Genomic DNA, 22995 nt, shown 5'->3' with positions numbered 1-22995 from the left:
TATAAAAACAGAGGTTTGTTTATGAGCCAAAATTACGATGCTATCGTTATTGGCGCCGGCCACAACGGCTTAACCAATGCAGCCTATCTTGCCAAAGCAGGCATGAAGGTAGTGGTATTAGAAAAAAATGATTATATAGGTGGTGCCGCGGTATCACGCGAGCTGCATAAGGGCTGGATATATTCAAACTGTTCTTATGTATGTAGCCTATTACGTCAGTCTATTCATCGTGATTTAGAGCTATCGAAACACGGCTTATTAATTGTCCCCTACGGCGGCACTATTTCCTTCGGCGCTGATGGTGATTATATCGCTGCTTTTCCTTGTGATTCATTAAACTACAAAGAAATTGAGCGCCACAGTGTACGCGATGCAGCCGCGTATCATCGCTACGAAACTGACTTATTGCGCTATGCCAAACTCATTCGTCACTTTTTACTACGCACGCCTGCCGATCCAAGCTCATTAAAACCCAGAGATTTAAAAGAATTACTGCATATGGGTAAAAAGTTTGGCGAGCTTGGCGAAGAGCAAATCTATGAATTTATGCGTTTTTTAACCATGAGCGCCGCTGACTTTTTAGATGAGTACTTTGAAAACGACCTGCTTAAATCATCATTGGCCTCAGCCAGTATTATTGGCACCGCACTTGGGGTTTATTCACCTGGTACTGCCTATGTTTTACTACATCATGTAATGGGTGATGTTGATGGTGCAGTAGGCGCATGGGGTTTAGCACGTGGCGGTATGGGGGCAATTTCTGCGGCTATTGCTAATGCTCTGGAAGAGTCTGGTGGTGAAATTCAAACCGGTAAAGGGGTGAAGCAGATACTGGTTAAAAATAATAAAGCCATTGGCGTATTGTTAGATAATGGTGAGGTTATTAATGCCAACATTATTATTTCCAATTTAGATCCAAAGCGCACGTTCACTAAAATAATGGCGCAACAAGACATCCCAGCAGATTTATACAAAAAAGCTAAAAATTTCAAGATACGTGGCTCAAGCGGCAAGCTTAATATTGCCCTAACCGGTATGCCTAAATTTACTGGCTTACCCGATGACCACTGGCTAGAAACAGGCTCGTTTGCCTTTTGTGGATCATTAGAAGAGATGGAACGCGCTTATGATGATTGGAAGCATCAACGCTTTTCCAGTAATCCATTTATTGAGATGACCCAGTCGTCTTGTTGGGATCCTACTATTGCCGCACCTGGGCATTATTTTGTTTCTTGTTTTACTCAATATTGCCCAGCCGATATTGAAGGTGGCTGGACCGCAGAAAAACGCGATGCCTTTGCCGAGTCAGTACTCGATAGAATTGAACAGCACAGCCCAAACTTCCGTTCATTAATCGCTCATATGGAAGTAAGAACACCATTTGAAATTGAAAATGAAGTGGGCTTAACCGAAGGTAACATTTTCCAAGGTGAACTAACCCTTGATCAATTAATGTTTAACCGACCATTTCCTGGTTATGCTCAATATCGAGGTCCGGTTAAGGGCATGTATATGTCAGGCTCAGGCTCTCACCCCGGCGGTGGTGTTTCATCAGCATGTGGGGCAAATAGTGCCCGAGAAATTTTAATGGATTTAAATCGTTTAAATAAAGATGGAAAACCAGTTGTACCTGAGGACGATGATGATGAGTAAAACAATAACAATGAAAAAACATTATGATGCAATCGTTATAGGTGCAGGCCACAACGGCTTAGTGTGTGCTTACAAACTAGCTGATAAAGGCAAAAGCGTATTAGTGTTAGAGGCGAATAATCAGGTTGGTGGCTTAGCCGCTACACGTGAGTTTAGCCCAGGTTTTAATGCCTCAGTGGCGCACTTAATGCCACAAATGAATCAGCAGTTACTGAAAGATATGCAGCTCGAAAAATTTGGCTTTAGTTGGGCGAAGCAATCAATAAACACCATAGTGTTAGACGACCCACAAGCGGCGAATAATAACGGTGAACATATTACACTGTCGGCCGATGGCGTTGAAGGCATAACGAGCGAAGAGCAAAGTGCTTACCAAGCCTATACCGCTTTAATGACTAAATACAGCAAAACCCTGTTACCATTTTGGCATAAAATGCCACCAAGAATTGGCGTTAAAGATTTGCAGCAAAACCTAACCTTAGGCCAATTTGCCTTACGTATAAAAGCGTTGGGGAAAACCGATATGCGTGAATTCACCCGAATTTTCGCCCTGCCCGCTCAAGATTTAATGGATGAGTTTTTCACTAACCCGTTATTAAAAGCCGCGTTGAGCTGGGACATTAATATTGGTAATAAACTTGCACCGCGATCACCGAATAACGCGCTATTAAACCTATGGTATCGAAGCTCTGGTGATATTAATGGCAAAGGTTATTTATCAGCACAAATGCCATTACCTAAAGGCGGTATGGGGGGCTTAACCCAAGCTATGGCAAAAGCCTGTACAGCAAACGGAGTTGATATCATTTGTGATTCGCCGGTGGCTAAAGTATCAGTGGTAGATCATAAAGTTACTGGTGTTGAATTAGCATCGGGTCAACACGTAGCTGCGAATGTGGTCATTTCTAATGCCGGTGCAAAAACCAGTTTCTTACACTTACTTGGTGCTGAGCATTTACAAATTCAATTTACCCATCGTATTAATCGCATTCGTAATAAGGGCATGGTGGCTAAATTACATATTGCATTAAATCAATTGCCAACGTTCACCGGTGTTACCACGCCAGATGCGCGATTATTAATTACCCCTTCAATGGGCTACATTGAAAATGCCTTTGATTATGCTAAATATGGTGAAATACCCGAACATCCAGCACTGGAAGTGCTGATCCCTTCAATGGTTGATGGCAGCCTAGCGCCAAACGGTCAACACGTTATGTCGGTGAATATTCAATATGTGCCACATACGGTTAAAGGCGGATGGCAAGAAAATAAAGCGCAACTCCTGACTAACGTCATGCAAGTTTTAAGACAATACGCGCCAAATATTGATGACTGCATCGTTGCCAGCGAATTGTTAACACCGGCCGATTTAGAACAGCAATTTAACGTTGATGGTGGCCATTGGCACCACGGCGAACTGGCCATTGACCAATGGTGGATGAATCGTCCTACCTATGGCACGGCTCAATATAAAACACCTATACCAGGGTTTTATTTATGTGGCGCTGGAGCACATCCTGGCGGTGGCATTATGGGCGCAGCAGGCAGTAACGCCGCAAAAGAGGTATTAAGCAATGAATTCTAAAACGGCGAAAACAATGAAAACAGCCAGTGACATAAATCATATTAAAATGACCAAACGGCGCTCGCCATTTGACCCGCGCATTAGTGCTATGAATCTTTCTGAATCTTGGATTGATTGGAATGGCTACCGCACGCCAGCTTACTATTTTGATGCTCATACCGAATATATGGCTACCCGTAATACCTGTGGCGTATTTGACTGTACACCTATGTGTAAATACCGTATTAAAGGTAAAGACACTGAACGCATGCTTAATCGTATGGTCACCAGAGACGTAACAAAACAAGGCATAAACCGTGTAGCTTACAATGTGTGGTGTACCGACAACGGCCGAGTGATTGACGACGGTACCCTATTTCGTTTAAGTGAAGATGAATTCATTATCTTTTGTGCAGAGCCGGGCATGGATTGGTTTTGTTTAAGCGCTGTTGGCTTTGATGATATTGAGATCACCGATGAAAGCCATAATATTGCAGGACTGGCATTGCAAGGACCTACATCTTGTGCGTTGCTCAAAGCACTAAACATCAATGGCGTTGAGTTATTAAAGCCGTTTGATATTGGCCAATTCACCCTGGCAACAGATACAGGAAGTATCGAACTTATGATCTCTCGTACTGGTTTTACCGGAGATTTAGGTTATGAGTTATGGGTAGAGCCAACAGATGCTATTGCTTTATGGGACGCGTTATTTAGCACAGGAAAAATTTATGGAATTCAGCCACTTGGCGATGATTCTCTTGGATTAGCGCGACTGGAAGCTGGCTTTATTTTACCCGAGCTTGAATTTCATGGTGCCCTGCACACGGTTAATTTAGGCTATGATCAGTCACCGTTTGAGCTAAGCTTAGATTGGATAGTAAGCTTTAAAAAAGGCAACTTTAATGGTCGAGAAGCACTGTTAAAAGAAAAGGAAAAAGGCTCTACTTATAAATTAATCAAACTTGATATCGAAGGCAATAAACCTGCAGATGGCAGCATTTTGTATTCTGACAAAAGTTGTAATAAAGAAATCGGCTTTGTTACATCCGCGGCTTGGTCTTCGGCGTTAAAACAGAACATTGCCTATGCGTTTATTAAAAGAGCGAGCTTAAAAGGCGATATTTGGACTGAAATATACTATCAAAAAGAAATGCGTTGGCATCATAAAGTGGCTAAATGTGAACAACACATAGGGCCATTTTGGAAGCCAGAACGTGCAAAACAAACTCCACCACCAGACTGTTAACAAAGGGCTATATATCCTCAGATAGACGTTATAGTGCTATTGAGCTAAAGTTTAATGTTATGAGTGATATAAATCATCAAGTTGGCATTAAAGCGACACCTGAAGCAATCTACGAATTGTTAACTACCAATAGCGGTCTTTCGCAATGGTGGACAAATGATGTATCTGGCGCAGGTAGTGTGGGCTCAATAATTAAATTTCGCTTTAATGGGGGTGGCCCTGACTTTGCTGTGACGCAGTTAACCCCAAATAAAAGTGTTATCTGGAAACATGTCGGAAACATACCTGAGGCATGGATGGGAACAAACATATCTTTTCAACTAAGGGTTGAAGGCGACCAAACCTTTGTAAGATTTACTCACTCGAACTGGAAAGAACAAAGTAATTTCATGGCTCATTGTAGTACCAAGTGGGCTGTATTTTTACTGAGTCTGAAAGAAGTATTAGAAACAGACAAGGGTAAACCATTCCCTAATGATATACATATTGACCATTCTTGAGTGATATAACTATCCATCCAAAAAATAATAATCAGGAGTTTGCAAGCAGTATGAAGTTACATTCATTAAAGGTCATTATTCTGCTGAGCTTTTGTTTGCTAGGTAGTTTTTCAGCGTTCGCCGAGACTAAAAACCCTTATTTATATGTTCTAGGTGTTGTCCAAGATGCAGGGTATCCACAGGCTGGCTGCTACGAAGCACATTGCTTGCCTGGGTGGGAAGATTCACGTCTCAGACGAGGTGCTGTTTCACTGGGGCTTATAGACACTTTGGCAAATAAAAAATACATGTTTGAAGCAACACCTAACTTCCCCGCACAGCTCTATGGGCTTGAGCGAGAAGCACCTTCGCAGCGTTTCGACTTTTCAGGGATATTTCTTACTCATGCACATATTGGCCACTATTCAGGATTGATGTTTTTGGGCCATGAATCGATGGGAGCATCAAATATTCCTGTTTTTTCGATGCCGAGAATGACCCAGTTTTTGCAATCAAATGGGCCTTGGAGTCAATTGATCACATATAAAAATATTGCTTTAGTACCCTTGCAGGACAAAGTAGAACAGAATCTGGGCAACCTTAAAGTTACGCCTTTTTTAGTGCCGCACCGAGATGAATATTCTGAAACAGTGGGCTATCAAGTGACAGGACCTAATAAAACAGCCATATTTATCCCAGATATTAACAAATGGCACCAATGGAAAACGAATATATCTGAGCTTGTGAAAACAGTAGATTATGCCCTGCTTGATGCAGCTTTTTTTGCTGATGGAGAATTGCCAGGTCGCGACATGTCTATGATACCGCATCCTTTTGTTACTGAAACGATGGAAACGTTGAAGCACCTTCCTTTAGCCGAACGTAAAAAGGTATGGTTTATTCATATGAATCACACTAATCCGTTACTGAATCCAGATAGCCCAGAAAGTAGTAAGGTAAAGTCTGCAGGGTTTAATATTGCGACAGAAGGAGACCGCTTTGTCCTTTAAAGGTAAACCTATCATAATGTTTTCACCGCTGACTGTTTGGCAGCTAGTCGTTTTACTAGGTAGTGTGGCTTGAAGATAAGAAGGGCAAATAAATTAGATATTGAAGAGATAGTAGCCTGCGTAAACTCGTCTTACTTTCATTATATTGAACGCATAGGTAAAAAACCGGCGCCTATGCTTGCTAACTATCAACAAGCAATTGATGAACATACCGTTTATGTTGTAACTGATGGTTCGGTTGTTGTAGGAGTTTTGGTATTAATTGAGTCAAACAATCAACTTTTTATTGAAAATATAGCCATACATAAAAACTCTCAGGGTAAAGGTTTTGGTAAATCTTTGCTTAACCTAGCAGAGTCGATAGCAACAACAACAGGCCATGAATTCATTGAGTTATATACTCATGAAAGTATGGTTGAAAATATCTCACTGTATAAACACTTTGGTTACTGTATTTCTCATCAGATAACCGAACATGGTTACAATAGAGTCTATATGAAAAAGCGATTAATTAGCTGATAACATACAACTTTGCCTCAACACCTGCGGCTATAAGTATGCTAAGTAGCCAATTATTCAGCGACTTCTGTTGCGATAGTTTGCCACAGCGTATTCAAGCATTTCATCATTAAATCGCCATCTTGCACTGGGTACGATCCCATGCCAACTATCATCAAATTTCGCGATAAATCAAACCAGGCAAACTGGCCATGAATCCCCAGCATGGTAAATTGTTGTTGCTGTGGCTCTAATACCCAAAACTGATTTTTATACTGGCCTTGTGGGAAGATGCTATCTCGATGACTTGCTTGATAGGCTTGCTGATACGCTTTATTCGGCACCACCAGTTGCTCAATAAATTCAACCGGAACAACTTGCTTACCGTCCAGGTTTTTGCCCTGATTAAGCATGATTGACGAGATGCGGGCAAAGTCACGAAGCCTAAGGTTAAACTGACCTTCAGTTATTGGAAACCCCTGTGGATCAGTATTAAAATAAGCCGACGCTTCTGCACCAGAATGTTGGTACAAAATATTTTCAAAGATTTCAGCTAAGTCTTGTTGATACACTTTTTCAAGTACCATACCCAGTACGTTTGCCAAACAAGAGTTATAAACAAAATGGCTACCGGGAGTATGTTCGCGTTTGTTCAGGTTTTTTAATGCCCAGGCTTTTGCACCAATAGCTTGCTCGCCTGCTTTTGGTGGGTAATACCCCGCAGCTCGCGCATAACTCCAATAGTGTGCATCGGGGTTGGTATAGTCTTCGTCATATTCAATACCCGCTTGCATATCAAGTACATGTTGTAAGGTAACCCCCTGCCAAGCTTTGTGCTGGGCAAATTCTGGTAAATAAAACGTTAGATTTGCAGTGGGGTCTAAGAGGCCTTGACTAATTGCTATAGCAACTTGCATTGCACACAACGACTTAGTACATGAGTGGATCACATGACGGTCACTATCTGTCATACCGTTACGATATGATTCATGCAAAACTTCACCGTTGTGCATAACCAATAAACCGTCATTAAAAATACGGCGATTGAGTAACTGTTCACCCGAAATCATACGGTCTTGCATCAACGGATCAGAAAATTGCATTTGCTCAACGTGCAATCGTTGCTTACTGCTAGGCAACTCAATTGTTGTAGAGCATTCTATTTCCACCGTTTTAAACAACTTTTCCATGGACAATTGGCCAATCGCTAGGTGCTCAGGTTGATCCCAATTATGTTGGCCTATGTTAAGAGGCTTATCGATAATATAGCTTGGCTTACTGGTTATGGTTTTCATCCAGTAGCCTCATTCACGTTTATCGCTTGCTTATCACTATGTTCTTTTGTTTCAGCATTCCATTGAAATATATTTAACTCAATAAATATAAACGCCACCAGCCATAAAAATGCATCCCAGAAATCAATAAAGCCACCTTTAACACCCCAATAAGCTGCGGCGACAAATAATGTTGAATACAGTACTGTTTTTATCAGTTTATGCATAAACAAACGGCGGTCAGTCAATTTACCCTTTAATTGTAAGTACACTTCTATTTCAAGAATTATCACTACTAGCAACCAGGTTGCAGAATTCACGACTTCTACCGTGGATAAACGATGAGCTTCAGTTAAATGGTATTGGTCGGCAATAATTTCTGTGCCGTTTATTTGCAACAACGGCTGGTTGGAAAACGTTGCGCAGGCTTCATGGGTTAACGGCACATAATCGTCTATGTCCCTTAGATAAGTAAACGTACTGCCGACCAAACTGCACACATCATCGATGATAAATGGACTAATGCTGTGCAGCATATTGTATTTAGCAATGTAACCATAAAAAGAAGAAACTATGATCAAATAACACAATGCTTGAGTCGTGTTAATGCTGTACTTTACCCAGCCAGTTATCTTCTCATCATCAAGCACGTAGGTTTCAAGTTCGAATAGCAACAATAGAACTACCCAAGCGGCGGTATCTATTGTTGCAGTGAAGGCTTCAATCACTTGCAAGCCAGATACACCTTGCGCAAAAGTTTGGGAACTGGCGCTATAATCTTCAACGAAAAAAAAGTAAATGTTCATCGACAGTAGGATATAAACCGAATATTTGAACAGTTGAAACACGCTGAGTTTAGTAACAATATTTCTTAGGTTTGCAGATATAGTCATAGTAACGTTGTTTTTATTGTTGTTGTGGCTGTTATTTATAATTCGTTGTTTAGCTCTAAATAATAGCTAAAGTATTCATCTTCTTGCTTATAGCCTAAGCTTTCGTATAAAGCCTGTGCTTGATGATTACTCACATCTGTTTCTAATGACAAATGCGCTGCATCATGCTCAATCGCATGGTGTTTTGCAGCATTCATTAATGCACGCCCCACACCAAGTTTCCGAGCCTGCTCGACAACATATAAATCGTAAAGAATGAATACAGGTTTAAGTGCTATGGAGCAAAAACTGGGATAGAGCTGGGTAAAGCCTAGGCTATTACCCGTATTATCGATGGCATGAAAAATAATAGACTGCTTTTGTTCAAACCTTGCTTTTAAGTAAGCTTCGGCAGCTTTAATATCGCTTTTTTGCTTATAAAATTGTCGATACTGATCAAATAAAACAGCTATTTGTTGATGTTCTTCTACGCCCGCCTGTTTTATTTGATAGTTCATTTTAATCCCTCAGCAACTGAATTTTGTAGTTAAGACTAAGTCTATTATGCTTATTTAGCTTGGAAATGCGAATGAAACGCCTTCACGCACACCACTTGAAGGCCAGCGTTGGGTGATAGTTTTACGTTTAGTATAAAAGCGTACGCCATCTGGCCCATAAGCATGTAGATCGCCAAATAATGAACGCTTCCACCCACCAAAACTATGATAAGCCACTGGCACAGGTAACGGCACATTAATACCAACCATGCCAACTTGAATATGATCAGAAAAGTAACGCGCGGCTTCACCATCACGAGTAAATATACAGGTACCATTACCATATTCATGATCGTCGATTAATTTCATCGCCTCTTGCATGGTTTTAACCCGCACAACTTGTAACACAGGACCAAAAATCTCGGCTTTATAACTATCCATTTCTGGCGTAACACCATCAATTAATGTTGCACCGACAAAATAGCCATTATCATAACCTTCAACCTCAGGGTTTCGACCATCAACCACTATGGTGGCACCTTGTTGTTCAGCACTACTGATGAAACCATTTACTTTATCTTTATGCTGACAAGTAATTACCGGACCAAAGTCATTGCTGGCATTGTCGTACGCACCTACGCTTAACCCGGTCATGGCATTTTGCATTTTAGCAACTAATGCGTCCCCTGCTTCATCACCTACGGCCACCGCAACTGATAACGCCATACAACGTTCTCCTGATGAACCAAAGGCTGCACCAAGAAGTTGGTTTACCGCGTTATCCATATCGGCGTCTGGCATTACAATAGCGTGATTTTTAGCGCCGCCTAATGCTTGGCAACGTTTGCCATTAGCATTGGCCGTTGCGTATATGTATTCAGCTATTGGTGTTGAACCAACAAAGCTAACGGCTTTTATCCGCTGATCAGTTAATAACGTATCTACCGCTTCTTTATCACCGTTAATCACGTTTAATACACCGTCAGGCAGGCCAGCTTCTTTCAACAACTGAGCAATATAAAGTGTTGAACTTGGATCACGCTCAGATGGCTTCAAAATAAAGGTATTACCACATACAATTGCTAATGGAAACATCCACATTGGTACCATTGCAGGGAAGTTGAACGGGGTAATACCTGCAACCACGCCGAGTGGTTGAAACTCAGACCATGAATCAATCCCCGGACCAACATTACGGCTATGCTCACCTTTTAATAACTGTGGTGCACCACAAGCAAACTCCACATTTTCGATACCGCGCTGTAATTCACCGGCGGCATCATGACTAATTTTTCCGTGTTCTTGACCAATTAGCTTACAAATATGATCGGCATGCTGTTCTAATAATTCTTTAAAACGAAACATTACTCTGGCACGTTTAATTGCCGGTGTATTACGCCACTCAGGAAATGCCGCTTCGGCGCAGGCAATAGCTTGTTCAACTGTTTGTTTAGAGGCCAGCAAGACTTGTTTTTCAGCTTTGCCTGTTGCCGGATTAAATACGTCTTGTGAACGGCTACCTTCGTTAACTATTTCACCGTTAATTAAATGACCAATTGTTGTCATGAGTTTTCCTTTATTAAATGTAATTAAATTCATTCTGTTTCTGCGATTGACTCGCCAATGGCATTGATCAAACTATCAACTTCACTTGCCTCAGTGCTAAACGGTAAGCCCAGTTGGAGAGTGTCGCCGCCATAGCGAACATAAAAGCCTTTTTGCCAACATTTCATCGCAATTTCATAAGGCCGAAGTGCCGGTTGCCCGTCTTTAGCGGCAATAGTAATTCCACCAGCCAAGCCATAGTTACGAATATCAGTAATGTATTTACTGCCCTGTAAACTATGAAGTTTTTGTTCAAATATAGGTGCTAGCGCTTTCGATCGCTCGATCAATTGCTCTTCTTCTAATAGCTCAAGCGTGGCAATACCAGCAGCACAGGCAACGGGGTGAGCAGAATAGGTATAACCATGTGGCAGCTCTAACATGTACTCCGGTCCACCCGTTTCCATAAACGTATCATAGATCTCTTGTTTAGCAATTACGGCGCCCATTGGAACAACACCATTGGTAATTTGCTTAGCCGTAGTCATAAGATCGGGCACAACACCAAATTCTTGCGCGCCGGTTTTACTACCCATACGGCCAAATGCAGTAATAACTTCATCAAAAATCAATAAAATATTATGTTTAGTACACAGTTCTCGAAGACGCTTTAAATACCCAACCGGTGGTGGTATTACACCAGCAGATCCCGCTAAAGGTTCGACGATCACCGCGGCGATATTTGACGCATCATGCAACGCGATCATGTCTTCTAATTCATCTGCTAAACTTTCACCTCGCGCTGGCATGCCTTTGCTAAACTTGTTTTCGCTGATCATAGTATGAGGTAAATGAATCGCATCAATGCCCTGCCCATATAACGCCCGGTTCGGACCAATGCCGCCAACACTGATACCACCCCAGTTAACACCGTGATAGCCTTTAGCTCTACCGACAAACCGAGTCTTAGTTGCCTGGCCCTTTTTACGCCAATAACCACGCGCCATTTTTAACGCGGTTTCAACTGACTCTGAACCTGACCCGGTAAAAAATACTCTGTTCATGCCTTCTGGCATAAATTCAGTAATTTTATGAGCAAGTTCAAACGACTTTGGATGTCCAAACTGAAACGCCGGAGAGTAGTCTAGTTGCTTGGCTTGGCTTGCGATAGCTTCGGTAATTTTGTCGCGAGAATGACCAGCACCACACGTCCAAAGACCTGATAAACCGTCAAATATTTTACGGCCCAGCGCATCGGTGTAATATCTACCTTCAGCGCTCACAATCAATCGCGGATCTTGTTTAAATTGTCGATTGGCCGTAAACGGCATCCAGTGAGCATCAAGTTGCTCCTGGCTTAACCCATAAGTGGCTGAATTATTTTGCATAGTTAACCCCAATGTTATCGCCAGCTTGGCGTATCAAATACCTAATTAAAGTTGCAGTTATTATCTACAACCTGTTAGATTATTAAATCCATAATTAATTAATCTAAGTTAAGCAATCACTTAACTAAAGGTAACGAGTATGCCAGCCAATAAAAACTTACTACCAAGACAAATAGGTGATGCTCATATTCGACTGTTAAGAATATTTAAAGCAGTGATAGAAGCGGGAGGTTTTGCCGCCGCAGAAATAGAACTGAACATCAGCAAACCAGCGATTAGCCAAGCTATTAGCGAACTTGAAAGTTTAATGGATATGAAACTGTGTAATCGCGGCAGGGCTGGGTTTTCTGTAACTGAACAAGGTGAGCAAGTATACCAATCTGCAATGCAATTATTAGCTAGCCTGGAAACATTCAAATCTCAAATTAACGCCATTAATACTGAACTTGTTGGTGATTTAAACATTGGCATCACTGATAACATGGTCACCATACCGCAAATGCGCATTAGCCAGGCATTAAACTCGTTAAAACACAAAGCGCCGAATGTCACCATTAACATTAAAATGATCCCGCCAAACGACATTGAAGCGCAAATTCTTGATGGTCAATTACATATTGGCATAGTACCCGAGTTGCGCCCATTGCCGGGTTTGAATTACGTGCAATTATACAAAGAGCAGTCTCTGCTTTATTGCAACGAACAACACCCTTTGTTTAATCAAGACCTGGATTCTATTAGTGACAATGCCATTGCTCAATACGATGCAGTCGTGCCAAGTTATGCGCAAACGGTAGCGATTAAACACCAACAAAAAGCATTAAATGCTGCCGCTACGTCTACCGACAGAGAGGGGATAGCCTTTTTAATTTTAACAGGTAAGTTTATTGGTTTTTTACCGACTCATTTTGCCGAACGCTGGGTTTGTCAGGACAAAATGCGCAGCATTGATGCTAGAAATAGAAATTTTGCCACCAAGTTTTCCGCTATTACCCGCAAAGGTGCTCGTAATAACTTGATCTTGGAGGCTTATTTAGAAGCCCTTGAACGGGCTTAATAAATACTACAGCAACTACAAAAAGCTCAACAACTCTTCATCAAGTTGCATTAAGGTTTTAGGATCAGCCATCATGGTTTCAGCCAAAGATTTCGTTCTTGGTAAAATACGTTCGAAATAGAATTCCGCCGTTTTAATTTTAGCGCGATAAAAATCTCTGTTTTCAACATCGGTTGCCAATTTTTCATAAGCCGATTGTGCCATCTGAGCCCAAAAATAAGCCATAGTCACATAGCCAGAATACATTAGATAATCAACTGAAGCCGAGCCAATGATGTCTCTGTCTTTCTTCGCTTTTAACGCTAGTCGCAAGGTGTACTGTTGCCAATTTGCTGTTGCTTTACTTAGTGGCCAAATAAATCGATTCATTGCGGCTTTATGCGGATTGCTCGACACCATGGATTTGTCTTTACAAAATCCTAAAATTTCAAAGGCAAACTGTTTGAACGATTTACCGCGATTAAGCAATATTTTACGCGCTAATAAATCTAACGACTGAATACCGGTAGTACCTTCATACAAGGTTGCAATGCGAGCATCACGTACTATTTGTTCCATGCCCCATTCTTTAATATAACCATGACCACCAAATATCTGCAGACCATGGTTAGCACTCTCAGAGCCTAACTCTGTTAAAAACGCTTTTAGAATTGGCGTAATGAAACCTAAGCGGTAATCGGCCTTCTTACGTTCTTTTTCTGTTTTTGCCATTTCGATATCATCGACCAACTTTGCAGTGTAGTAGATCATTGCTCTACCACCTTCACTGATAGCTTTCTGTGTCATCAGCATTTTACGAACGTCAGGGTGAACAATAATAGGATCAGCCACTTTATCAGGATGTTTTTTTCCGGTTAGTGAGCGCATTGATAAACGCTCTTTCGCATAATTAAGTGAGTTTTGATACGCAAGTTCAGCAGCACAAACACCTTGCAATGCTGTCCCTACCCTAGCGGTATTCATAAAGGTGAACATACATTCCAAGCCTTTATTTTCAGGACCGATTAACACCCCTTTGGCATTATCAAAATTTAACACCGCTGTTGCAGAGGCTTTTATGCCCATCTTTTCTTCAAGAGATCCACAGGTCACATTATTGCTATCAAGAATGTTGCCTTGTTGATCAACTTGCATTTTAGGGACGATAAACAATGAAATGCCACGAGTACCTTCAGGTGCGCCTGGCAAACGTGCCAAAACAATATGAATAATATTATCGGTTAAGTCATGTTCACCCGCAGAGATAAAGATTTTAGTACCGGTAATGTTATAAGTACCGTCACCATTGTCTTCTGCTTTCGCTTTTACTTGGCCTAAATCGGTACCACATTGTGGTTCCGTTAAACACATGGTACCTGTCCATGTGCCTTCAGTGAGTCGAGTCAGATATAGCTCTTTTTGTTCGTCAGTACCGTGCACTTGTATGGTATTCATCGCGCCGTGGCTTAGCCCAGGGTACATAGCCCAAGACCAGTTAGCGCTGCCCATCATTTCAGATTTCACCATACCTAACGATGGCGGTAAACCTTGACCACCATGCTCGATTGGGTGCGATAAACTTTGCCAACCGCCATCAACATATTGTTTGTAAGCTTCTTTAAAACCTTTTGGCGTGGTCACAACACCATCATTAAATGTGCAACCTTCTTTGTCACCACTTTGATTTAGCGGTAATAATTCATTCTCACAGAATTTGGCACATTCGCCCACAATAGCGTCGACCAGATCAGGGGTTGCTTCCTCAAATTCAGGATGCTTTTGGTAATGTTCATAATAATTAAACACATCTTCAAGTAGAAACTTTATGTCTGTAATTGGTGCTTTATAGCTCAACATTGTGTAAATCCTAACCCTGTTATTTATCTAATACTTATTAATTAAGCATCGAGTATAACAGAAAACAGAACTGGTCCAACCACTTTATTTGTTTAATTTTTACGCCTCACTTGTTAATGTGGTGTTTCAAAAATGGAATTGGCATAAACAAGGGCGCGCAATGAATAGCAAAAATGTTGAACAAAAGCATGACTCTTCTGCAGATAAAGAACCTGAATCATCACTAAAAGACGTTGCTGGTAGCGTAGCTGCTGCATTTATTGGTGTTCAGAGTGATAAAAATAGGAAACGCGATTTTACCAAAGGTAAATTCAGTCACTTTGTAGTGGTTGGATTGATTGGTGTGGTGCTATTTGTAGGCGTTTTGGTAGCAATAGTAAGTTTAGTTTTACCGAGTTAAAGAAACTAAAGGGCTCAGTGATATTTAAATTTCACTGACCCCTTTGATTTGAATTTTACTGACTATTTCTGTGGTTTATAAAGCGCCAGTAATTCACCAACTTTGTTGCGATTAGTACCTTTCTGGCTAATAGTTCGGGCAACTTTCACTGATTTAATTTTATTGGCATGCTCGTAAATTTTACGAGTCCAGATAGTGTCATGATTTGATATCAACACCGTAACTTTCTTTTCTGCGGTTACTTCCTCTGCTGCATTAGCTAAATCCGCTTGTTCATCCAAACCAAAGCCATTACCAGCATAACTGGTAAAGCTAGCCGTTTTGCTTAATGGTACATACGGAGGATCGCAATAAATCACGTCACCATCTTTAGCTCTGGCAAAGGTGTCACGATAATTTTCGCAAACAAATTCAGCTTTTATAGCTCTGTTCGCAAAATTAAGTAATTCATTTTCAGGAAAGTAAGGGCGCTTGTATTTGCCAAATGGCACGTTGTAGCCTCCCTTAGAGTTATATCGGCACAAACCGTTATAACCATGTCTATTCATGTATAAAAACATTAAAGAGCGCTGATAAGGGTCATCAGTGGCATTAAATTGCTTTCTGATCTCGTAATACTCTTCACTGATATTATATTCTGGGGTAAACAACTTGGCGGCATCATTAATAAACTGCTCAGGCTTTGTTTGTAGAGTTTTATAAAGATTAATTAAGTCTTTATTAATATCATTGAGTACGTAATTTGAATAATCAGTATTAAGAAAAATTGAACCGGCACCGGCAAATGGTTCGATCAAACGACTGCCTTTAGGTAGCATTTTTCTGATCACATCACTGAGGGTATATTTACCACCAGCCCATTTTAAAAAAGCCCTTTGCTTGTTGATCATATTATAATTCTTATACTGCTTAATTAGCTAAGTGGCTGGTGTTATTTTCGATATATTAAGAAAGGGAAATCAAATAACTTTATGTAATTGTTCGTGGCTTATGTTATCAAAAATCTCAGATTTTCCAATAGCTGTAGGAATAATTAAACGAAGTTTACCGCCTAAATTTTTCTTATCACGAGCCATATGTTTGATGAAATCATCAAAGCTCATCGATGATGGTGCTTTAATTGGTAAATCAAAATAAGCAATCAGATCGATTATTTGCTGAGTTTCAGTACTGGTAATAAAGTTTAAATGCTCTGCCAGTTGGGTAGCTTGTACCATACCGGTTGCAACAGCTTCACCGTGTAGCCAAACACCATAGCCCTGCTCTGCTTCTATTGCATGGCCAAAGGTATGGCCCAAATTTAATAGCGCTCTTACGCCAGACTCTTTTTCATCTTGGCTAACAATATCAGCTTTGTTCTGGCAACAACGTTGAATCATTTCAGCTAAAATATGCTTATCTTTTGCTTTAATCGCAGCTTTATTGGTATTTAACCAATCAAAAAATACCTTATCACCTAAAATGCCATATTTTATGACTTCGGCCAAGCCCGCGTTAAACTCACGCACAGGTAAGGTAAATAAACTATCAATATCAATAAGTACAGCTTTCGGTTGATAGAAAGCACCTATCATGTTCTTGCCTAAAGGATGATTCACGGCAGTTTTACCACCAACAGAAGAATCAACTTGTGACAGCAAGGTGGTCGGTATTTGAATAAAATCAACACCACGTTGATAACATGCCGCGGCAAAACCGGTAATGTCGCCAATAACACCGCCACCTAAGGCAATTAAGGTTGAGTCTCGGCCATGAGTGTGAGCAAGCATGTGTTCCATAATCTTTTCAAAATTAGCGAGGCTCTTTTGCGCTTCACCATCAGGTAAGATTATTTGATCAACGATAAAGTCAGATAACTGTTGTGTTAATGCGTCTAAATAAAGTGGTGCAACAACAGTATTGGTAACAATACAAACACGTTTGCCGCTGATATGCTTCGTCAAAGGGCTATTGTTCGATAATAGCCCTGATTCGATATAGATTGGGTAGCTACGTTCAGCTAATGAAACGTTTAGGCTGGCCATTTGGAATTAAAAGTCCAGACGTTCTACGATTTTATTTGCTACGATTTTAGCGCTTTGGTCGTCAGTTTGAACGATTACATCAGCAATTTCTTCATACAAAGGGTTACGCTCTACGGCTAAATTTTCTAGCACTGTGCGTGGTTCTTCTTTAGTTTGAAGTAAAGGACGACGTCGATCACGTTGAGTACGAGCAACTTGCTTATCGATTGTTGTTTCTAGATAAACAACTATGCCGCGTGCAGACAAGTGATTACGAATTTGATCACTAATTACTGAACCACCGCCTGTAGCTAGTACTATGCCTTGCATCAAAGATAAATCTTCGATAACAGTTTCTTCACGCTTTCTAAAGCCTTCTTCACCTTCAAGGTCAAATACCCATGCGATGTCTGCACCAGTACGACGTTCTATTTCTTGGTCTGAGTCAAAAAACTCCAGGTGAAGCCTATCAGCCAACTCTCTACCAATTGTGCTTTTTCCTGCGCCCATTGGACCAATTAGGAAAATGTTACGTTTTTCTGCCATGAGATTCTTTAATACTCGTAAATTGTGATACCAAAGCGGAGAATATTCAGTCAACTTGGTATCTGTTAACGAAATTGAGGACACTCCTCGAAAAAATTAAGGGCGCAATTATCGCAATTCTTATAGACAAATTGCAAGCATGCGCCTTAAAAAAATACAATCTAGCTAAATTTACTTTTAAATTAAGTTAAACCGCTAGATTAATATTTGTTATTTCGTTTAAAATTTTTCAGTTACTATTCTTGGTGTTACAAAGATAAGTAGTTCTTTTTTCTCATTAAATTCTGTTGTTGTTCTAAATAACCAACCCACATAAGGAATATCGCCCAGTACTGGAACTTTCGATATTGAATTGATCACTTGTTGTTGGTAAATACCACCTAATACGATAGTTTCACCATTATTTACTAAAACTTGTGTACCAATTTCTTGAGTATCAATTGCAGTTGCCAAGCCTGTGCCCGTTGCAATAGTGTCACCACGGGTATCTTGCGTAATAATTAAATCAAGAATTATACGGTTATCTGGTGTAATTTGCGGTGTTACTCGTAGTCCTAAAACAGCCTTTTTAAAGGTTACAGACGTGGCACCACTAGAAGCTGCTTGTACGAATGGAATTTCAGTACCTTGCTCGATATACGCTTCTTTTTGGTTCGACGTAGTAATACGCGGACTGGCAATAATTTCACCTTTGTTCTCTTGCTCCATCGCAGAAAGCTCAAGATCGAGTATTGTGCCGTCAGCCAATCTTGCCACTTGGAACGCAATCGCTCCAGCCGGATCAGCAACTGGTAAATTAACATTCAAGCGGTCATTAATCGAAGGAATAATACCACCATTGGCTAAGTCAGCACCTTCTAAGCTACCAGAGGTTGAAGTATCGCCGCCATTATGGGTAACTCCCCAACGAATACCTAATTCTTCGCTGATGTTATCTTTAACTGTCACCATGCGTGATTCAATTACGACCTGGCGAATCGGAATATCAAGCACATTGATCATGCGTTTAATATCTTCAATACTACTCGCAGTATCGCGAATTAGTAATGTATTTGTACGTTCATCGACAGTAACACTGCCACGCTCTGATAAAAGGCTGGTGCCTTCATTTTTCAATAAATTAGAAAAGTCAGCAGCCTTGGCATAATTAATTTGTACGTATTCGGCATATAGCGGTGCAAGCTCTGAAACCTGTTGTTGTGCTTGCAATTCTTTCGCTTCACGAGCAACAAGTTCATCATTTGGCGCGATCATCAAGATGTTGCCATCCATACGCTTACCTAAACCTTTTACCCTTAAAATGATATCAAGGGCTTGGTCCCACGGAACACCATCTAAACGTAAGGTAATATTACCATTTACGGTGTCTGAAGTTACCAGGTTGAAGCCGTTATAGTCGGCAATAATTTGCAACACGGTGCGAATAGGAATGTCTTGGAAGTTTAATGAAATAGCTTTGCCATTAAAGTCTTCGCCATTTTCCAGATATGACTTTTTCTCTTCTTCTTCTTTCACTGTTAATGAAAAGATATTATCGATTTGATTGTGTTCAACGGTAAATGGTTTATTTGTACCTATTTCTAAACGGGCATTGTTGCCTTCTTTAAACGTTTCAATGCTGGTGACAATTGTCCCAAAATCTGTAACGTCTAATTTATAAAGCAGTTCTTCCATAATATCAGTGTTATGGAATTCAATATTAATTTTACCCAGCTTGTCTTTAACATCTACCGCAGACATGCTGTCGTCTAGGAATACTAATACCTGCCCGGTGTTTGCTTCGCCTTTTCTAAAGTCAATTGCTTGAATATTATTAATAAATTCACTGGCAACATCTGCTTGCGGATCGCTTTTATCAAACGAAGAAAGGCTGTTTAATAACAGCACAAATTTACCTTCAATTATCTCTGCTTGATATAGCTTCAATTCTTTAAGGAAAACAGTAGCTTTAATTTTTCCAGCTACTTGCTGTACATCAATATTTTTAATACCGGCATGATTTACTTGAGTATCAGCTAGAGGGGTAGCAAACTCAGTAGCATTAAACAGGATTTCAATACGTGCAGGTTCAGTAAATGTTTTTACCACAGGCTCGGCAGTTAACGCCTCTTCAAAACCAAAAGTAAATTCAACTTCATCGGCAAGCAACGTGTTGTAATAAATATCATTAAGTTTTCCTTCAGCATAACTACCAAAAGAAACCAACAACAATACTGCAGACAAGACAGTAGCAAGCATACTTGGTCTTGATTTGTTTGGTGATTTTATTTTCATTTTACGACTAAACATTAATTCCCTTACCCCTCTTGATCCGGTTCAATCATAGAAACAGTTGTTTCTCGTTCAACCCAACAGCCAGCGCCATCTGGAATCAATTCTACTATTATTATTTCTTCTTGGCCTACATTAGTAATGCGACCATTATATAAGCCTAGGTAGCTACCAATCGATACTCTGTGTAGAGTTTGATCTGCCGCTTCTACTAACGCCCAAATAATTCCTTCTTCACCTAATGTACCACGCATATTTAAACTTTCTAAAGCAAATTTTTCTAGCGGTTGCTTTCTACGTCGCGGGTCTGGGTGTAAACAATCTGACATTTGTTGCATTTTTTCTTGAATCGCTTCAGGCTTCGGTGCAACAAAAGGACTGCGCAATGCAAATGCAGAGTAATCAAAATGATTAAACTCTGCCAATGGTGGCATAGGCTCTATTTTATTTGGTGTTGACGCTTTAACTTTATCGATATGAGCGTGCAAATCGGTTAAGTCATCAAAACAAGCTGATAATAAAAATACTGAAAGTAAAACTAAATAACGCATTATTTACCCTCTATGTATTTATACGTTTTCGCCTGCAGCGTTAACGTTAATGAGTTTTCAAGACCACTTGCATCACCAGCAATAGAGAAGTCATGCAAGGTTACAATACGAGGTAAACCCGATATTTTACTTACGAACTCGCCAAAGTCATGATAAGCACCAGTTACTTGCACTTCAATTGGCAATTCTGTGTAAAATTCTTGTTGAATTTCTGGTTGCCAATTTAACTTCACAAAATCTAAACGACTTGTGGTACCAACAAAGGTAATATCATCGAGTAAACCCGGCGTTTCATGACTTTCAGGCAAACGTTTGATCTGCTTAGAAAACAATTCTTCAGCTTCAATCATTTGCTCTCTGAACAATTCTAAATTTGCCGCAACAAAGTACTTTGCCTGGTAATCAGTTTTTAATTTAATTTCTTGTGCTGCTTCACGTTCCAGTTCAACAATTTTATCGCTTACTAACAGGTAATAAACAAAATATGAAACGAAAGCGACCATCACTACGGCAAGTATGACTTTTGCGGCTTTTGGCCATTGACCAATATTATTTAGGTCTAGGTTATCAAATTGGGAAAGATCTAAATCCATTATCGACCTCCTGCATTGCTAATTTGCTCGTCATCAAGTAAACCTTGAATACGCAAACTCATTTTAAAATCACTTAATAGTTTGCTTGATGTTTTAGAATTTGTAATTGATTCAAGTTCTGCATCAGCTAATAAATTGGAGCTTTGAATTTCACGGATCATATTTGCAAGATGGTTATTTGATTCACTTTTACCTTGAATTAATAACTCATTACCTTGCTTTTGCAGCTTAACAATATAAACCCCTGAAGGAACAATTTTAGCTATCTCATCAAGAACTTGCGTACCCACGTTACGGCTTTTTTGTAATTGCTCAATCAAGGTCATCCGTTGAATTAAATCTTTTTTCTTTTCTTCCAGAGTTTTAATTTCAGCAATTCGAGCATCAAGCACTTTAATTTCGTTGGTTAAAAATTGATTGCGAGCGCGTTGTCCATCAACTTTTGCCTGATAAAATTGAGAAATTAAAAATACTATTAAAAAGCTCATTAACGCTAAGAACGTTAGTATTGAAAAATATTGTTGCTGCCTTAAACGTTGAGCTTCTTCACGCCAAGGCAGGAGATTTATATGTGGCATGGTGAAAAACTCCTTAAAGCAAGCCCTGTAGCTACCATTAACTGAGGTGCAAACTGAGCTAAGACGTTTTCATCTATTTGGTCACCGATGACCATATCATTAAACGGGTTTGCTATTACAGTGTGAATACCAAGCTCTGCCGATAGTAACTCTTGAATATTTTCAAGTGCAGCAGTACCGCCAGAAATCACTAAATAGTCGAGTTTTTCTTTACCACTAAATGTTAAATACATTTGAATAGCACGGCGAATTTGCTGAATTAATGTGGTTTGAAATGGTGCTAGCACTTCAAACGTATAAGTTGGAGGTAGTTCACCACTCAACTTTTCTTTTTCAGCGTCTTCAAAGGTTTTATTATAATAGGAGACAATTGAGCGAGTATATTGTTCGCTGCCAAATAGTTGGTCGCGTGTATAAATTGTGTCGCTGCCTTCATTGACAGTAAATAAGGTCATAGTTGCACCAATATCAATAAAAGCGACAACTTTATCGGCTGCATCATCTGGCAGCATTGGTAAGCATAGTGCCGAAGAGCGACTTAGCGCATAGGATTCGACATCAACAACTTTAGTATGAAACCCGCCAGCGTCAAGGGAAGCTACACGAGCTTCAATAGTTTCGGTTCTCACCGCACTTAATAAGACATTTACTTTACTGGGGTCTGCTTCGTTAACATCGAGCTTTTCAAAATCTAGGCTAACTTCATCGAGAGGATATGGAATTAAACTATCGGCTTCAATTTCAATTTGACTAGCCAATTCGTCATCATTTAATGACACGTCCATATAGATTATTTTGGTAATAACTGTAGAACCAGAAACGGCAACAGCGGCATTCTGTACCGAGGAAAGCACCTTTTTACGTACTTTACGTATTACAGCTCCGACCGCTTCAATATCTTGAACTTTTCGATCAACTACAGCGCCTTTTGGCATAGGCTCTACTGAAAATGCTTCAAGTTGGTAACCGTTTTTATCTTCACTTATAAGAACAGCTTTGACAGAATAAGATCCAATGTCTATTCCGACCATTTTAGACGCATTTTTATTCCATAATCTACTTAGCATAACTTCCTGTGATTATTCTTATTTTTTTTCTTATTTAAACATAATATAGCTAAAAATACAT

The 22995-nt window shown here is 40.1% G+C and carries 22 protein-coding genes; 8 read left to right on the top strand and 14 right to left on the bottom strand.

Annotation, left to right across the window (positions count from 1 at the left end):
• The first annotated feature begins 21 nt into the window (after positions 1 to 21).
• The 6 genes from RI845_RS01525 to RI845_RS01500 all read left to right on the top strand — a co-directional run bounded on the left by RI845_RS01525 (position 22) and on the right by RI845_RS01500 (position 6477).
• The gene (locus tag RI845_RS01525) at positions 22 to 1653 is read left to right on the top strand and encodes a phytoene desaturase family protein (protein ID WP_348387999.1); all 1632 of its coding nucleotides are present in this window, start codon (positions 22 to 24) and stop codon (positions 1651 to 1653) included.
• On the top strand, positions 1646 to 3241 hold the full coding sequence (locus RI845_RS01520; RefSeq protein ID WP_348387998.1) for a phytoene desaturase family protein: 1596 nt from the start codon (positions 1646 to 1648) through the stop codon (positions 3239 to 3241). Before RI845_RS01525 ends, RI845_RS01520 begins: the two co-directional genes overlap by 8 nt.
• A complete protein-coding gene (locus tag RI845_RS01515) occupies positions 3231 to 4469 on the top strand; it encodes an aminomethyltransferase family protein (RefSeq protein WP_348387997.1) in 1239 nt (412 codons plus the stop codon). The genes RI845_RS01520 and RI845_RS01515 overlap by 11 nt, the downstream gene beginning before the upstream one ends.
• 59 nt (positions 4470 to 4528) lie before the next feature.
• Positions 4529 to 4969 carry an SRPBCC family protein gene (locus RI845_RS01510; protein ID WP_348387996.1) on the top strand — a complete coding sequence of 147 codons (441 nt, stop codon included), beginning with the start codon at positions 4529 to 4531 and terminating at the stop codon, positions 4967 to 4969.
• A gap of 50 nt (positions 4970 to 5019) precedes the next feature.
• The gene (locus RI845_RS01505) at positions 5020 to 5958 is read left to right on the top strand and encodes an MBL fold metallo-hydrolase (RefSeq protein ID WP_348387995.1); all 939 of its coding nucleotides are present in this window, start codon (positions 5020 to 5022) and stop codon (positions 5956 to 5958) included.
• Positions 5959 to 6027: 69 nt separating this feature from the next.
• Positions 6028 to 6477 carry a GNAT family N-acetyltransferase gene (locus RI845_RS01500; protein WP_348387994.1) on the top strand — a complete coding sequence of 150 codons (450 nt, stop codon included), beginning with the start codon at positions 6028 to 6030 and terminating at the stop codon, positions 6475 to 6477.
• Positions 6478 to 6530: 53 nt separating this feature from the next.
• Here RI845_RS01500 and RI845_RS01495 read toward each other — a convergent pair whose 3' ends face one another.
• The 5 genes from RI845_RS01495 to RI845_RS01475 are packed head-to-tail and all read right to left on the bottom strand — an operon-like array spanning position 6531 to position 12032.
• Positions 6531 to 7751, bottom strand: a complete 1221-nt coding sequence (locus tag RI845_RS01495) for a serine hydrolase domain-containing protein (RefSeq protein ID WP_348387993.1) — start codon at positions 7749 to 7751, stop codon at positions 6531 to 6533.
• The gene (locus tag RI845_RS01490) at positions 7748 to 8623 is read right to left on the bottom strand and encodes a hypothetical protein (protein ID WP_348387992.1); all 876 of its coding nucleotides are present in this window, start codon (positions 8621 to 8623) and stop codon (positions 7748 to 7750) included. The genes RI845_RS01495 and RI845_RS01490 overlap by 4 nt, the downstream gene beginning before the upstream one ends.
• Before the next feature lie 35 nt (positions 8624 to 8658).
• Positions 8659 to 9120, bottom strand: coding sequence for a GNAT family N-acetyltransferase (locus RI845_RS01485; protein WP_348387991.1), 462 nt, complete (start codon positions 9118 to 9120; stop codon positions 8659 to 8661).
• A gap of 54 nt (positions 9121 to 9174) precedes the next feature.
• Positions 9175 to 10665 carry a CoA-acylating methylmalonate-semialdehyde dehydrogenase gene (locus RI845_RS01480; RefSeq protein ID WP_348387990.1) on the bottom strand — a complete coding sequence of 497 codons (1491 nt, stop codon included), beginning with the start codon at positions 10663 to 10665 and terminating at the stop codon, positions 9175 to 9177.
• 29 nt (positions 10666 to 10694) lie between these two features.
• A complete protein-coding gene (locus RI845_RS01475) occupies positions 10695 to 12032 on the bottom strand; it encodes an aspartate aminotransferase family protein (protein WP_348387989.1) in 1338 nt (445 codons plus the stop codon).
• A 139-nt stretch (positions 12033 to 12171) separates the two neighbouring features.
• Here RI845_RS01475 and RI845_RS01470 point away from each other — a divergent pair, with 139 nt between their 5' ends.
• Entirely contained in the window at positions 12172 to 13089 is a 918-nt protein-coding gene (locus RI845_RS01470; RefSeq protein ID WP_348387988.1) for a LysR family transcriptional regulator, read from the top strand.
• A gap of 15 nt (positions 13090 to 13104) precedes the next feature.
• On the opposite strand, the gene RI845_RS01465 is transcribed toward RI845_RS01470, so the two are convergent.
• Positions 13105 to 14925: an acyl-CoA dehydrogenase C-terminal domain-containing protein gene (locus tag RI845_RS01465; RefSeq protein WP_348387987.1), complete on the bottom strand. Its 1821-nt coding sequence runs from the start codon at positions 14923 to 14925 to the stop codon at positions 13105 to 13107.
• A 160-nt stretch (positions 14926 to 15085) separates the two neighbouring features.
• On the opposite strand from RI845_RS01465, the gene RI845_RS01460 reads away from it, so the two are divergent.
• Entirely contained in the window at positions 15086 to 15325 is a 240-nt protein-coding gene (locus RI845_RS01460; protein WP_348387986.1) for a DUF2970 domain-containing protein, read from the top strand.
• Positions 15326 to 15387: 62 nt separating this feature from the next.
• Here the strand turns inward: RI845_RS01460 and RI845_RS01455 are convergent, their stop codons facing one another.
• The 8 genes from RI845_RS01455 to RI845_RS01420 form a co-directional block, all read right to left on the bottom strand.
• Positions 15388 to 16215, bottom strand: coding sequence for a Dam family site-specific DNA-(adenine-N6)-methyltransferase (locus RI845_RS01455; RefSeq protein ID WP_348387985.1), 828 nt, complete (start codon positions 16213 to 16215; stop codon positions 15388 to 15390).
• 69 nt (positions 16216 to 16284) lie between these two features.
• Positions 16285 to 17349 (bottom strand): 3-dehydroquinate synthase, encoded by a 1065-nt coding sequence (aroB, locus tag RI845_RS01450; RefSeq protein WP_348387984.1) that lies wholly within the window; start codon positions 17347 to 17349, stop codon positions 16285 to 16287.
• 6 nt (positions 17350 to 17355) lie between these two features.
• A complete protein-coding gene (aroK, locus tag RI845_RS01445; protein ID WP_348387983.1) occupies positions 17356 to 17874 on the bottom strand; it encodes a shikimate kinase AroK in 519 nt (172 codons plus the stop codon).
• Between the two features lie 219 nt (positions 17875 to 18093).
• Positions 18094 to 20163: a type IV pilus secretin PilQ gene (locus RI845_RS01440; protein WP_348387982.1), complete on the bottom strand. Its 2070-nt coding sequence runs from the start codon at positions 20161 to 20163 to the stop codon at positions 18094 to 18096.
• A gap of 8 nt (positions 20164 to 20171) precedes the next feature.
• Positions 20172 to 20696, bottom strand: coding sequence for a pilus assembly protein PilP (locus tag RI845_RS01435; protein WP_348387981.1), 525 nt, complete (start codon positions 20694 to 20696; stop codon positions 20172 to 20174).
• Entirely contained in the window at positions 20696 to 21289 is a 594-nt protein-coding gene (gene pilO, locus RI845_RS01430) for a type IV pilus inner membrane component PilO (protein ID WP_348387980.1), read from the bottom strand. Before pilO ends, RI845_RS01435 begins: the two co-directional genes overlap by 1 nt.
• Positions 21289 to 21867, bottom strand: coding sequence for a PilN domain-containing protein (locus RI845_RS01425; RefSeq protein WP_348387979.1), 579 nt, complete (start codon positions 21865 to 21867; stop codon positions 21289 to 21291). The genes pilO and RI845_RS01425 overlap by 1 nt, the downstream gene beginning before the upstream one ends.
• Positions 21855 to 22934 (bottom strand): pilus assembly protein PilM, encoded by a 1080-nt coding sequence (locus tag RI845_RS01420; protein WP_348387978.1) that lies wholly within the window; start codon positions 22932 to 22934, stop codon positions 21855 to 21857. The genes RI845_RS01425 and RI845_RS01420 overlap by 13 nt, the downstream gene beginning before the upstream one ends.
• Positions 22935 to 22995: the final 61 nt, after the last annotated feature.

Source organism: Thalassotalea nanhaiensis (genome assembly GCF_031583575.1).
In the GTDB taxonomy this organism is placed as follows: Bacteria; Pseudomonadota; Gammaproteobacteria; order Enterobacterales; family Alteromonadaceae; genus Thalassotalea_A; species Thalassotalea_A nanhaiensis.
This window is presented reverse-complemented; position numbering and strand designations above follow the sequence as displayed.